This is a genomic window from Klebsiella sp. GB_Kp056 (assembly GCF_040064755.1).
In the GTDB taxonomy this organism is placed as follows: domain Bacteria; phylum Pseudomonadota; class Gammaproteobacteria; order Enterobacterales; family Enterobacteriaceae; genus Klebsiella; species Klebsiella quasipneumoniae.
In genome coordinates, this window is the sequence record NZ_JBEAJA010000055.1 from 112,170 (window position 1) to 125,851 (window position 13,682).

The 13,682-nt window shown below is 63.1% G+C and carries 12 protein-coding genes; 4 read left to right on the top strand and 8 right to left on the bottom strand.

Translation table 11 applies throughout. The features are described from left to right. Entirely contained in the window at positions 1-624 is a 624-nt protein-coding gene (locus ABLV52_RS17585; RefSeq protein ID WP_048298064.1) for an NADPH-dependent FMN reductase, read from the top strand. Continuing rightward, a complete protein-coding gene (locus ABLV52_RS17590) occupies positions 599-3,043 on the top strand; it encodes a glycoside hydrolase family 3 C-terminal domain-containing protein (RefSeq protein ID WP_348890682.1) in 2,445 nt (814 codons plus the stop codon). The genes ABLV52_RS17585 and ABLV52_RS17590 overlap by 26 nt, the downstream gene beginning before the upstream one ends. Before the next feature lie 136 nt (positions 3,044-3,179). On the opposite strand, the gene ABLV52_RS17595 is transcribed toward ABLV52_RS17590, so the two are convergent. From ABLV52_RS17595 to ABLV52_RS17630, 8 genes are all read right to left on the bottom strand, one after another. Next, positions 3,180-4,490 (bottom strand): carbohydrate porin, encoded by a 1,311-nt coding sequence (locus tag ABLV52_RS17595; protein WP_043521376.1) that lies wholly within the window; start codon positions 4,488-4,490, stop codon positions 3,180-3,182. A 197-nt stretch (positions 4,491-4,687) separates the two neighbouring features. Beyond that, entirely contained in the window at positions 4,688-5,890 is a 1,203-nt protein-coding gene (locus ABLV52_RS17600; protein ID WP_348890683.1) for an MFS transporter, read from the bottom strand. Between the two features lie 229 nt (positions 5,891-6,119). Next, positions 6,120-6,911, bottom strand: coding sequence for a cyclase family protein (locus ABLV52_RS17605; RefSeq protein WP_049013842.1), 792 nt, complete (start codon positions 6,909-6,911; stop codon positions 6,120-6,122). Positions 6,912-6,914: 3 nt separating this feature from the next. Then, the gene (locus tag ABLV52_RS17610) at positions 6,915-7,898 is read right to left on the bottom strand and encodes a fumarylacetoacetate hydrolase family protein (RefSeq protein WP_348890684.1); all 984 of its coding nucleotides are present in this window, start codon (positions 7,896-7,898) and stop codon (positions 6,915-6,917) included. Further along, on the bottom strand, positions 7,876-8,235 hold the full coding sequence (locus ABLV52_RS17615; RefSeq protein ID WP_023290717.1) for a Rieske 2Fe-2S domain-containing protein: 360 nt from the start codon (positions 8,233-8,235) through the stop codon (positions 7,876-7,878). Before ABLV52_RS17615 ends, ABLV52_RS17610 begins: the two co-directional genes overlap by 23 nt. After that, positions 8,235-9,155: a VOC family protein gene (locus ABLV52_RS17620; protein ID WP_348890686.1), complete on the bottom strand. Its 921-nt coding sequence runs from the start codon at positions 9,153-9,155 to the stop codon at positions 8,235-8,237. The genes ABLV52_RS17615 and ABLV52_RS17620 overlap by 1 nt, the downstream gene beginning before the upstream one ends. Positions 9,156-9,177: 22 nt before the next feature. Continuing rightward, positions 9,178-10,335 (bottom strand): prolyl oligopeptidase family serine peptidase, encoded by a 1,158-nt coding sequence (locus tag ABLV52_RS17625; protein WP_023290719.1) that lies wholly within the window; start codon positions 10,333-10,335, stop codon positions 9,178-9,180. Between the two features lie 120 nt (positions 10,336-10,455). Beyond that, positions 10,456-11,355 (bottom strand): LysR family transcriptional regulator, encoded by a 900-nt coding sequence (locus tag ABLV52_RS17630; RefSeq protein WP_023290720.1) that lies wholly within the window; start codon positions 11,353-11,355, stop codon positions 10,456-10,458. 185 nt (positions 11,356-11,540) lie between these two features. On the opposite strand from ABLV52_RS17630, the gene ABLV52_RS17635 reads away from it, so the two are divergent. Together ABLV52_RS17635 and ABLV52_RS17640 are read left to right on the top strand one after the other, a co-directional pair. Then, positions 11,541-12,662 carry an FAD-dependent oxidoreductase gene (locus ABLV52_RS17635; RefSeq protein WP_243817326.1) on the top strand — a complete coding sequence of 374 codons (1,122 nt, stop codon included), beginning with the start codon at positions 11,541-11,543 and terminating at the stop codon, positions 12,660-12,662. A 203-nt stretch (positions 12,663-12,865) separates the two neighbouring features. Then, a complete protein-coding gene (locus tag ABLV52_RS17640; RefSeq protein WP_023290722.1) occupies positions 12,866-13,489 on the top strand; it encodes a hypothetical protein in 624 nt (207 codons plus the stop codon). Positions 13,490-13,682: the final 193 nt, after the last annotated feature.

Genomic DNA, 13,682 nt, shown 5'->3' on the forward strand with positions numbered 1-13,682 from the left:
ATGAATAAACCTGCTTTCTCACGCCCGCCGCTGCTGATCGGCATCGGCGGCACCACCCGCCCGGGCTCCAGCACCGAGCGCGCCCTCGCCGCCGCGCTGGCCCACGCCCGCACGCTCGGCGCGCAGACCCAACTGTTCGGCGGCGCTGAACTGGCGGCCCTGCCGCCGTTTAACCCGGAAGTCACCACCCGCACGCCGCAGGAAACGGCGTTTGTCGACGCCGTGCGCCAGGCCGACGGCATTCTGCTGGCCTCGCCGGGCTACCACGGCGGGGTGTCTGGTCTCGTGAAGAACGCCATCGACCTGCTGGAAGATTTGCGCGGCGACAGCCGGGTCTATCTTGATGGCCGGGCGGTGGGCTGCATCGTCACCGCCGCCGGCTGGCAGGGTTGCAACACTACCCTCGGCGCCATGCGCGGGATCGTTCACGCCCTGCGCGGCTGGCCGACTCCGCTGGGGGTGACCCTCAACACCGCCGGCGTGTCGCTGTTCGACAGCGAGGGACGCTGCACCGACGACGCGGTCCAGCGCGCGCTGGCCACCGTAGCCGAACAGGCGCTGGCCTTCGCCCCCGCCGCCCCCTTACGGAGACATGCCGATGCCTGCGCTCAGTCTGTCGCTTAGCGTTGCCGAAAAAGCGCGGCTCACCGCCGGGATGGGGATGTGGTCCACCCACCCTATCCCCCACTCCACGCTGGGTTCAGTCACCCTGTCCGACGGCCCGATGGGGATCACCGGCGGCCGGGTTGACGAGCGGGATATTGCCCTGCTCAGCCCCTGCGGACTGGCGCTTGGCGCCAGCTGGGACCGCCAGCTGGTCAGCCGGGTTGGCGGCGTCATCGGCGAGGAGGCGCTGCGCACCGGAACGCAGGCGCTGCTGGCGCCTAACCTGAACCTGTTGCGCAGCCCCCTTGCCGGCCGCGCGTTTGAGCTTTTCGGCGAAGACCCGCGGCATATCGCCGAGCTCGGCGCGGCGTGGATCGACGGCGTCCAGCGTCAGGGGGTGGGCTGCATCGTCAAGCATATGGTCTGCAATGATTCGGAAACCGATCGGCGGACCATGAACGTGGTTGTCGATGAAGCCACCCTGCGCGAAGTCTATTTCTGGCCGTTCGAAGTGGCGGCCAGCCGCGGCGTCTGGGGCATGCTGACCGCCTATAACCGGGTGAACGGGATCTATTGCGCCGAGCAGCATCAGGCCATCAGCCAGTGGCTGAAGCGCGATCTCGGCTGGGACGGTCTGGTGATGTCCGACTGGTTCGGCACCCAGAACGGCCCGGCCAGCTTCCGCGCCGGGCTGGATCTGGAGATGCCGGGCCCGGCCCGCCATATGGGCGAGCGCCTGCTGCCCGCGCTGATGGACACCGACAGCGACGCCCGGCGACTGGACGATGCCGCCGTCCGGCTGGCGCGGCTGGCCGAACGGGTCAGCCATCCCCTGCCCTGGGATGGCTCTGCCGCCGCCGAGGCGCAGCGGCGTCACACCCTCGAAGAGGCGGCGGCGGCAGGGTTTGTCCTGCTGCACAATCGCCAGCGGCTGCTGCCCCTCGCCGCGCAGGCGGGACAGCGGCTGGCGGTGATTGGCCCCAACGCCACGACGCCCTGCTTCCAGGGCGGGACCTTTGCCAGAGTGGCGCTGATGCCGGGGCTGATCTCTCCTCTGGAGGCCATTCGCCAGCGCTTTTCCGCCGCCGGGGTCGAAATAAGCTATGCCCAGGGGGTGGAGAGCGATTACCGCATCCCGCCTCTGCATCATCTGCCGCTGCGCACCGCCGCCGGCGAGCGCGGCCTGGACGTTGCCTACGCCACCGCCGACGGGGGCGTGGTTCATCAGGAGGTGCGCGACGCCTCCTCGCTGATCTGGTTCCGCGATATGCCGGGCGTCGGCGACATGCTGCGCCTGACCGAACGCGCCACCGTGACGGTAAGCTGCCAGTTCACCGCGCCGGTGAGCGGCCGCTACGGCTTCTGGATCGGCGGCACCGGGGAGATCGCCCTGCAGCTGAACGGCGAGCGTATGGCGACCTTTAACGGCGAGGCGCTGGAGGGGGATATCATGGGCAAGCTGATGCAAGCCCCACATACCCGTCTCGACTTCCCGCTGCAGGCGGGGGAAACCCTGACCTTCCGGGCCGAGATGGCGCTGGGCAGCAGTATCGCCCACGGCATCTGGTTCGGCTGCCAGCCCCCGCAAACCATCGATCTGCTGCAGCAGGCGGTCGACCATGCCCGGGCGGCCGACAGCGTGGTGCTGGTGATCGGCGAAACGGCCGATGCCGGTCTGGAGAGCATCGACCGGGACGCTACCGCGCTGCCGGCGCATCAGGTCGCCCTGATCCGCGCCGTCTGCGCGGCGAATCCGCGGACGGTGGTGGTGCTGAACGTCGCCCATCCGGTGGATACCGGGTGTCTCGCCGACGCGGCGGCGGTCATGGTCGTCTGGTATCCGGGCCAGGAGTTTGGCCCGGCGCTGGCCTCGGTGCTGGCCGGGGATCGTGAGCCTGGCGGTCGCCTGCCGGTGACCTTCGCCCAGCGTCTGGACGACTATCCGGTGCGCAGCCTGACGCCGGACGCCGCAGGGGACCTCTGGTACCACGAGCGCCAGCAGGTGGGCTATCGCTGGTTTAACGCCCGCGAACGCCCCGCCGCCTGGGCCTTTGGTCACGGTCTGGGGTATGCCGATATCACCCTGAGCGCCGCCGCGCTGACAGGCGACGAGGTGGACGCTCTGCAGCTGCGCTGCCGGTTGGAAAACCGCGCCGCCCGCGCCGGGAAAGCAGTGGTCCAGCTCTACCTGCGGGGGCCGGAGACGGCCTGGTCGGCGCTGGCGGAGTTTGCGGCAGTCAGCGTCCCGGCGCACGACGAGGCCGCCCTGACCCTTGTCCTGCCGCGTCACGCGCTGCAGCGCTGGCAGGTGCCTGCCCAGGAATGGCACCTGGCCAGCGGCCCCTGGCAGCTGGCGGTGGGTTTCGCCAGCGACGATATCCGGGCAACCTTTGACTTCGTGCTAACTCCCGACGGGAAAATCAGCCACCGGGGCTAAGCCCGGACCGATGGCAAAGAGGGTCGGCAACGTGCCGGCCCTCTTTTTTTGTTCCTGCGCCAGCCGGTTCGCGATAAAAAAACCGCCCGGCGGCAGCGTACCGACGGGCGGGATTAAAATCCTCGGGCGGTCTGTGTCAGAAGTTCCAGTACATCGAGGACTGCCAGAGGACCGCCGACTCATGCTTCGGCACCAGCGTCGGGTTATCCTGCCAGGTGATACCGTTGATCCAGTAAATACCTTTCGTCACGCGCAGGGCGTGCGACAGGGAGATGGCGTTGATGCTCTGCGGCGCCTCCATTCCCGCCTCGCCGACATAATCGCGGAACTTCTTACTGATAAAGGAGCGGGTGTAGCCCAGCGAGGTCATATCCTGCTCTCGGCCGGGAAACAGGCCGATATCAAAGAAGGTCACCTGGAAGTCGCTGGTGTAAGCATTGCGATCGTCCGGGGCATAGTCCGCTTTCACATCGAGATACAGCCCCAGCGGAAGCCCCTTTTTCGGCTGGGTCAGCTGCATGGTGTTGGCGACGTAGAACGCATAGTTACTGCTGCTGTCGCCGGGCTGGTCAAAATACTGGTAGTGCGAGGTGTTATAGATAGCCCCGGCGCGGAACCACAGCGAGCGCTGCGACTCGCCCGCCGCCTGCTTAAAGCCAAACTCGTTTACCAGGATCGGGTTGGCGCCATCGACGTGCCATTTCAGCCCCGAGGGGTTCTGCTCCACGTCGTCGAGGTGTCCGGCAGGCGACATACTGCGGCTGACGGCAAAGTTGTTATAGAATTTCTTATCGCTGTCGCGGACGATGGCGGTGAAGGTCGGCGTCGGTGCATTGAGGCTGATCCCCACCTGCACCGGTATCACACTGGTCGGCCCCAGCGCGGCTGAGGAGGAGTTGCCCCCCAGCACCATGCCGTAAAACTGACGAATTAACGGATAAAAACCATACTGCAGCTCCAGCTGGCCGTTTAATAAGGGCTGGTTCACCGCCAGCACCGCAATATTATGCAGTTCCGGATAGCTATCATGATAATTCGAGGTCGCCCACTGGGGAGAAAAGGTAAATTGCGCGTCTTTGCTAAAACCAATTCGACTTAAATCATAGGTGACGTTCAGCGACATATTTTGTGACCAGGTAAAATTCTGCCCGGCATATTGTTGCGGGTCGGCGGACTGGCCTTTCAGATCGTACATCACCATCGGGTTCCAGCTTAACTGGACACCCCAGCCACGGTCGGCCAGCGCGCTGCGAAAGCCACCAATATCGCCGATGAGCGATTCGCAGGTCGACGGAGGGCTGACGACCTGCGCTGAGCGGGTATTCAGTTTATCCAGTTGCTCACAGGTCCAGGTATCGGCCAGCGCGGTGCTGGAGAATATCGCCAGCGTCAGCGCCGAAAGTGGAAAAACTATTTTCTTACTTACGTCGGTACAGCAGAGACTCATAATAAACCCTCATTTTTATTTTTTGCAGGTAAGATGCGCCATATCGTGAAAAATAAATTGGTCACAATATGTTTATTAACAGGGATTAATTAGGCTGAAAGTTAACGCTAAATAAGGTGTACGCTTTTTCTAAATAATGGCCTCCCCTTCCCGCCGGGAGACCGGCGGGCGTGTGGTAATTATGTTGTCAGGTGAAATTAACGAGCCAGCGCGCGGCGGCCCCCCATCCGGGCGCTGGCGATACCCGCCGCGCCGGCGATAGCCAGCGTCAGCAGCGCAAACAGCAGCAGGCTGTCCTGCATGCTGCCGGTCATGCCGTTCAGCAAGGTCATCAGAACCGGGCTGATGAACATGCCGAGGAAAAAGAAGGTGTGCCAGATGCCGATCCCCGTCGCCCGGTGCGGCGCCGGCAGGGCTTCCAACATCCAGGCCAGCATCAGAGGGATCAGCATTCCGTTACCAACCTGCGCGACGAATGCTGCCGCCACGCCGGCCAGCGGATTGTGGGCCACGGCGATAAACAGCAGACCGAGGCCAAAAATGGCGTAAAAAAGGAAAAACTGCCTGTCGACACGCTGCCTGGCGCTGCGGCCATACAGCCAGGCGCCCAGCGGCACGCCAATGCCCGCAACGGCGGTGGCGATGCCGATCTGGCTGCTGGAGGTCAGCCCGAGCTGACTGAACACCTGGCTTATCTGCAGCGGCTCGAGAAAGTAGAGGATCGCGCTGGCGAGGGTAATCAGGCCGATCGTCGCCATTTTGCGCCGTGGAAAAGCGACAGGCTCCTCGTCAGCGACGCTGTCCGCGCGACGGCGGGTCGCCGGCTCAGCGGTGAACAGGCACAGGCCGATAAAGACCGGGATCGCCAGCGCATACAGGTAGATCGGGCCATACCAGCCCAGGGTGCCCAGCAGGCCAGCGCCCAGCACGATCAGCGTCGACAGTATCGAACCGATGCCGCTCTGCACCGCCAGCCATTTGCTGCGCGCCTCGCCGGCAAAGTAGTCGCCAATCAGCGCATTGGCGGTGGTAAGAATAAAGGCGTCGGCGATGCCCATCACCAGCCGCGCCAGCAGAATGGCATACAGATCGTCGAGCATCACCGGCAGCAGGCCAAACCCCGCGTACAGAGCGGTGGCGGCAATCAGCAGGCGACGACGGCTCAGGCGATCGCCCATCCTCCCCGCCAGCGGAGCCAGCAGCGCCATGCTCACCGCCGGAATGGTGATGATCATCGGCACCAGCAGCTGGGCGTGCGGCTGCGCGGCAAAATGGCCGAACAGGAGCGGCATCACCGGCAGCATGGTCAAGGTCCCCATGATCGGCAACAGGGCCGCCAACATCAGTAAAATCGCCTGTACGGCCCCCGCCTCGCGCGGGGTTGCTGAAACCTTGTGCATCACCATCTTCCGCTCTCCGTCACTGCTTTTTATTTAGAATGTGAATTACAGTTCTATTTTTTATCGATAAAGAAAGGCGCTCTGTCGCCCCGGTATCCTGGCTGAACACGCCGCAGCGAACTCAGCACACATACCGTTCTACCCTACCGGATGCAGGTGGCATGGACTGCGATTGCTATCACAATTAATACAATGCATTCACATTAAATTAACATAACCATCGACTCCCTCAGGCGTCGACAATCGCCACCGCGCGGATAAAACCGGCCGAGCCGCGGCGGATCTTGTAGGGAAAACAGCTCACCCAGAAGCCGTGGTCGGGAAGCTGTTCCAGGTTGCTCAACTTCTCCATTTGCCCATAGGCGATCTCCCTGCCGGCTTTATGCCCTTCCCAGATCAGCCCGGCGTCGCCGCTGGCCTGAAAGCGTTCGCGGGTAAAGTGGAAGGGCGCATCCCAGCTCCAGGCATCGGTGCCGACCACCCGTACCCCCTGCTCCAGCAGCCACAGCGTTGCCGCCCGGCCAATGCCGCAGCCGCGCTGCAGATAATCCGGCTGGCCGTAGCGGGCGCCGGCGGCGGTATTGATTAACACGATATCCAGCGGCGACAGGCGATAATCGATCCGCGCCAGCTCGCGCTGCAGATCCTCCGGCTGCAGGATCGCCCCGTCGGCGACATGGCGAAAATCCAGCCGGACGCCGGGGCGCAGGCACCACTCCAGCGGCAGCTCATCGATGCCAAACGCCGGTTCGCCGCCGTTGGTGGTTGAGCTATAGTGCCATGGAGCATCCATATGGGTGCCATTGTGCGGCGTCACGGTCAGGCGCTCCGAGGCCCAGGCCTCCTCTCCCGGCATCTGCGCTTTTTCCAGTCCCGGAAACATCGCCGCCATTTCCGGCCATCCCTGCTGATGATCCTGATATTCAATATTCGGCAGCAGCGGCGGCGGGTCGGTCCAGGGATTGTTATCCAGGGTGACGGAGAGGTCGATCAGCCGACGCCCCTGTAAAAGATTGATCATGGTTTACTCCGTTAACATCACAACGTGTTGATCCAGCACGCCAAACAGCGGCCGGCCATCGGGGGCGTGGGCTTCCATCGTCACCCGCTCCCCCGGGGACAAAAACGGCGTGCGCGGCTCGCCGAAGGCCAGCATCTCTATGGCCCGCACCTCGGCGATACAGCTGGCGCCGCGGCTGGCGTCCGGCCCGGACACCGTACCGGAACCCACCACCGTCCCGGCGCGCAGGCGGCGGGTCTGCGCCGCATGGGCAATCAGTTCGCCAAAATGGAAATGCATCTCGCTGCCCGACTGGCAGCCAAACGGCTCGCCATTGCGGGTCACCTGCAGCGTCAGCGCCGCCCGCCCGTGCTGCCAGGCCTCTCCCAGTTCATCCGGGGTAAGGGCCACCGGCGCAAAGGCCGAGGCGGGTTTGGCGTGAATAAAACCAAACCCGGTCTGCATCTCGCGCGGCGCCAGCGCCCGCAGACTGATATCGTTGAGCAAGACGATCAGGCGGATACAGCTCAGCGCCTGCTGCGGCGAGCACCCCTGGGGTACCTCGTCCACCACCACCGCGAACTCGCCCTCAAAGTCGAGACCGTCCTCGACCCGGCGGCAGACTATCCCGGCGTGGGGAGCAAGAAAGTCGTCCCCGCTGCCCTGATACATCAGCGGCGTCTGGTCGGCGCCGGCAATCGGCGGCAGATGAAAGGCCCGCTGCATGCGCTCGCCATGGCTGAGGAAGGCCGAACCGTCCAGCCACTGCCAGGCGCGGGGCAGCGGCGCCAGCAGGCGCCGGGGATCATAGGGCTGCGCCGCCGGGTAGCGGCGCGCATTGAGCGCCTGATAGCGCGCCTGCAGCGCAGGCCAGACCCGCGCGGCCTGCTCCAGCGCCTGCTGAAGCGTCGGAGCGATATCCGCCGCATCGGCCATCAGCTTCAAATCGCCCGAGACCACCACCAGGCAGCCGTCGCGTTCACCGTTATCTCGTGTTGCCAGTTTCATGACCTGCCTCCTCCAGCAGACAGAGCCAGCCGTCGGCGTCCACCTCGCCAGCCAGCGGACTCAGACGTTGGCCTACGCAGGCGCCCTGCACGCAGAGGCCGCTGTCCGGCATAAAAATCGCCCCGTGGGCGAAGCAGACCAGCCGGTCGCCCCGGGCGTTGAAAAAAGCGTCCTGCCGCCAGTTCATCGGGGTATCCAGATGTGGACAGCGGTTACGCCACAGATAGAGCGTTCCCTGATAGCGGCAGGCAATCACCGTCGCCTGCCCGCTGCCCGTAGGGTCAAATCCCCGCGCCTGGCCCTCGGCCAGGCTGTCGGCACGGCACAGGCGAACCATCAGCGGGCGTTATCCGGACCGGGGGCCCACTTCTCGCGATACCCCAGCAGGAAATATTGCGAGTTATCGGCTCCCGGCAGCGCTTCGCGCGGCTGCCAGTGGTCATCGTGCTGATCCATATCGGCGTCGTATTCGATGTGACACCCGAGCGGGCTGTTGAAGTACCAGAACCAGTTCGATCCCAGCTGATGGCGCCCCGGCCCCCAGAAGGTCTGATATCCCTTCTGCTGAAAGCGGCTGCCGGCCATCATCAGCTCGGTGGGGCCGCCGAGATGAAAGGTAAAGTGTTCAATACCGGTCATAAACGGCGGGGCCTGGATCAGAAACAGGGTATGGTGATCCTGGGTGCCGGCGGGCCGCAGGAAGGGGCCGACGTGGGTGAAGCGATCGGTACAGACAAAGCCCAGCCGTTGATAGAAGGCTTCCGCGCGCGCGGCGTCCGGCACAAAATAGACCACATGGGAGAGCGAGCGCGGCTCTGCCGCCATGTCAGCGCTGGCCCCGGTCTGGTTGACCGGCCGCCCGACGCGATCCCCCGGGGCGTTGATTTTCTCCCCTTCCCGCTGCAGCGGCTGGCGCTGGCTGACGCGAAACCCGAGGGCAAAGCCGGCATCATCGACGCAGCGCAGCACGCCGTCGGCGCCGAGCTTCACCTCGCGATCGCGGCGCAGCGTCTCGGCGATCGCCTCAAGGGTGGCGCTATCCGCCACGCCATAGACGGTTTCCCGCAGCTGGCTGCCGCTGGGCAGCGCCGCGGGCAGCGACGGATCGTCACGCTCCCGCAGCAGCACCCCGGTGCCATCCAGCGCGCTAAAGAAACCGTTCTCCTGCTCGCGTAAACCGTAGTCGAGAAGAAACTGTCGGCAGCCCGCCAGGTCATCGACGCCAAATACCAGATAATCCGGACCAAGAATATTCATCGCGGTTGTTCCTTATGCGTGTTCAGGCCACCCGGCCGCCGAGGGCTTCCGCCACCCAGTCAGCGATGTAGTGCCCGGCGTTAATCGAGTTGTCGAAACTGGAGTGCTGCACACCGCCCTCGCGGTCAGTAAAAATTTTCAGCTCGCGGCGCGGACTGTTCACCAGCTGGTCGTAGGTGCGCTGCGCCCATTTCACCGGGATCTGCGAGTCCTTTTCACCATGGGTGACGAGGAAAGGCACCCTTATGCGGTCGAGAATGCCGTCGAGATGGACGTTCTCCGCGATGCGCATAAAAGCGTCGATATCCTCGCCCCCCCACACCCAGCGCACATGCTGCCAGTAGTGCGGTACCGGAAAATCGCCTTCGCGTTCGCGGCGGCGCTGCTGTACCTCCCGCCAGTCGTGATTGGCGCCCCACACCACGCCGCAGGCGAAGCGCGGCTCAAACGCCACCGCCCGCGGGCAGTAATAGCCGCCCAGCGAGACCCCTTCCATGCCGATGCGCCCGGCATCCACCTCCGGGTGCTGTTCCAGCCAGTCAACGATCCGGCTGGCCCAGTGCTCGCTGTCATAGCGGGCCTGCATACCGTGAAGACGCAGCGCTTCGCCGGTTCCCGGCTGGTCGACCACCAGCGAGGAGACCCCGCGCCGCGCCAGCCACTGCGGCAGCCCCACCAGATATTTCATCTCTTTGGTGGAGTCGAGACCGTTGACCTGCACCAGCAGCGGCGCGCGGCCGGTCGCCCCTTCGGCGCGGACGTAAAGCGCCGACAGGGTTTTGCCCTCGTAGGGGATAGTCACCCGCTGACAGTTGGCATGGGTATGGTGCAGCCCGGCGGCAAAGACATCGAGAAAGCGGCGGTACAGCGCATCGCGGTCCGGCGCGCCATGCGCCTGCAGGCGCTCGCAGGTCAGGTAATAGTTGGCCGCCCGAAGATATTTCTCTCCTGCCGACAGCCGCCGCCCCCGCGCCTCATCTTCGCCGGCCAGCGCGCATAATTTATCGGCCATGCGGGACCAGGTTTCCCGGAACGCGCGGGTGCCTTCGGCGTCGGGATGCTCGGACGCGGCCAATAGCGGCGCGCACATCTCTTCGATCTCACCGATGCGGGCGCCCATCTCGATGGAGAGATCCACCGACAGGTTCCAGACATAGTTTTTAGGGAAATAGCGAAACATAGGGTCATCCTTCAACATTCAGTCGCAATCGCTGTAGCGCAGGCACTGTCACATAAAGCACCTGCGGGCGACCAATCATGTCTCAGGATGTCAGGTATCGACGGGAGCAATACCAGTGGGTTAGCGTGCGCTGGCGACGATTTTCGCTTTCAGCCAGCCGAAGATAGGATCGTTATCCAGCGAGCGGTGCCAGCCGATAAATTCGCGCATGACCGGCAGCGTCACCGGGACCGGGAAAAGACGCAGCGGCAGCATCGCCGCGTACTGCTCCGCCAGCCGCCGGTGCAGCGTGGCGATCCGCGAGGTGCCGATCAGCAGCTGCGGAACGCAGTGGTAGCTGTGGGTCACCACCTCGATACGGCGGCTCAGCCCCGACTCGGCAAACAGATTGCCCTCCAGCCCCGGCTGCCGCTCGCGGCCAAAGACCACCGACACGTGCCCCAGCTGTTGCCAGGCTTCAAGGGTCAGCGCCTCGCCGGTGTGGGGATTGTCCGCCCAGGCCAGGCAGACAAACTCTTCGTCAAACAGCGCTTCGGCGGGATGGTCGGCGGCCATAAAACGCTCCGGCGCCACGATGATATCCAGCTCGCCGCGGTTGAGCATGCCGGTGGACTGGGCGTCCGGCGAGAAAAACTCAAAGGTCATATTCGGCGCCTGCAGGTGTACCGCCTGCAGCGCATCCTTCAGCATCACGTTGATAACGTAATCCGAGGCCATAATGCGGAAATGGCGCTTACTGGTTGCCGGCTCATCCACCGGCCGGCGGGCAATGGAGGTCTGAATTTTCATCAGCACGTCGCGGACCGGCTCCCGCAGCTCTTCCGCCAGCGGCGTGGGCCGCATCTTTCTGCCCACCTGGGTGAGCAGATCGTCCTCAAAGTAGGTGCGTAGCCGGTTGAGCACCCCGCTGGTGGCAGACTGGGTCATATGCAACCGGCCCGCGGCGCGGGTGATGTTCTGTTCATCGAGTAACACATCCAGTGCCACCAGTAAGTTCAGATCAAGATGTTGGTAACGCATGGGTCCCCCGGCGAGAAATGGCGTGCTTATCCTGTGGCTTAATTTAACTTTTCTGCAACTTTTTGTTTTCAATTTCCACGGCGATATCGTTTTTTGCGATAGCGATCATTCTTTATCGCGATTAGTCAGCGCGCCGCTGGCCTGGTTAACGTCCTCTACTCTGTACCCTGGAGAAAACAGCTACGATGAACATCCATAACGTATTAATCGTTGGCGGCGGCATCGGCGGTCTGTGCACCGCCATCGCCCTCCGCCAGGCCGGCGTCGCCGTCGACGTGGTGGAGATCCAGCCGCAGTGGCGGGTCTACGGCGTCGGTATCATTCAGCAGAACAATGTCGTGCGGGAAATGCAGCGGCTTGGGGTGCTGGAACGCTATCTGGACGCCGCCTGGCCGTTTGACAGCGTCTCAGTGCACACCCTGAGCGGCCACCAGCTGGCCAGCTTTCCCGGCCAGCGGCTGGCGGGTGAACAGTTCCCGGCCAACGTCGGCATCTCCCGCCTGGCTCTGCACAACGTCCTCTGTTCCACTGCCCGGGAGCTGGGGGTCCGACTGACCACCGGCGAGAGTATTGACGCCTTTCGTCAGGTTGACGATGCCGTGGAGGTGAGCTTCAGCCGCGGCGGCCAGGGGCGCTACGATCTGCTGGTCGGCGCCGACGGGATCTACTCCCGGGTGCGCGGCATGCTGTATGGCGAGCGCTATCGTCCCCGCTTTACCGGTCAGGGCGTTTGGCGCTACAACTTTCCGCGTCCGCCGGAGGTGGACCATCTGATGTGCTTTATGGGCGAGAGCTGCAACTGCGGGCTGGTGCCGCTGGGGGAAGATCTGATGTATCTGTTTATCACCTCCCACGAAGCGGATAACCCCCGCTACGCCCGCGACCAGCTGGCGGCGGAGATGCGCCGCCGTCTGCCGCCCGGCGCGGGGTTACCGGGGAGCCTGCGCGAGCATATCGTTAACAACGACGAGGTCGTCTATAAGCCGCTGGAGGAGCTGTTCGTCGACGATCCCTGGTATCAGGGACGTGTCGTACTGGTGGGCGACGCGGTTCACGCTACCACCCCGCATCTCGGTCAGGGGGCGGGCATGGCGATTGAGGATGCCATCGTGCTGCGCGAAGCGCTGCAGCAGACCGACAGCGTCGCAGCCGCGCTGGCGCACTTTGACGCCCGCCGCCGGCCGCGCTGTCAGCAGATCTGGGCCGCCTCGCTGCAGGTGGGCGAGAGCGAGATCCACCGCGATCGCCATTTTGACCGCCAGCGGGCGATCGGCGATATGATGACCCTGACGGCGAGACCGATATAAACGCCGCCCCCTCCGCCGGCCAGGCCGGCGGAGTATTCTCTTGTTCATTCGTCGACACGACCGCCCTCTCCCCTCTTTCACCAGACGCTCACCTTTCGCCATGGAAAATATACCGGCGTGCCTCGTGATATTTGACACCCCTCCATCATGATAGCTAAGGTATATTTCAGCCCGCCTTTATCATGGATAAGGAAAATACGGAGATGAATATTATTCCGACTGAGATCTTAAAATATGCTATCGCTATTATCCCGCTGATTATTCAAATTTTTGCCGTGCGTTCTGGCTGGGTATTCCCTAAAGATAAAATATTCACCTCGCGCAAAAACATCAGTGAGTTCGCCGCTGCGCTGCATAAAAACAGCGACGACCCCGATCTGCAACGGATCGCGTACGAATATGGTATCGCCGCGCTGACCAAAGATAAAAACCTGACCATGGAACAACGAAAAATACTGTTGAAATGCAAAAATCCGGTCAGCGATATTGATAATTACAGCAAGTGCCAGCATTTAATTTCCGTCAATAATGAAAAGCGGATATTCAAATGGAAAAAGCGGGGCTATCGCTTCTGGCTCTATCGCAAATGCGTCGAAGTCATCAGTCTGGCGCTCTATTTTATTGGCGGCTTCTTAACGGCTCTGCCTTTCCTGTATGAAGGCCTCGCCAGCCCGGCGGTGATTGAGCGGATTAATCATTTATCCCGTCTGCAAAAATTCTGTATGGCAAGTTATCTGTTCGCCTGCGGGGTTTGTCTGGCGCTGATCTGCCTGCATAAACTCTCCACCCTCTCGATCGCGGAAAAAACCATCAAAGCGAATCGCTAACCCGCCCACCGCCCGGCGACCTGTCCACATCAGCGGCCCCTAACCCTGTGGATAACCTGGAGGCAGTTGCCCGGCAGCCCCAGCACAAGCGGGCTACCGGCCACCGTTCGTTTTTTGAACAGGAAAACACCCCCGCCGGACCGCGCGCTGAGCGCGAACCCCGCCACCACGGCGGAGGGAAGCGTCCGCCCCG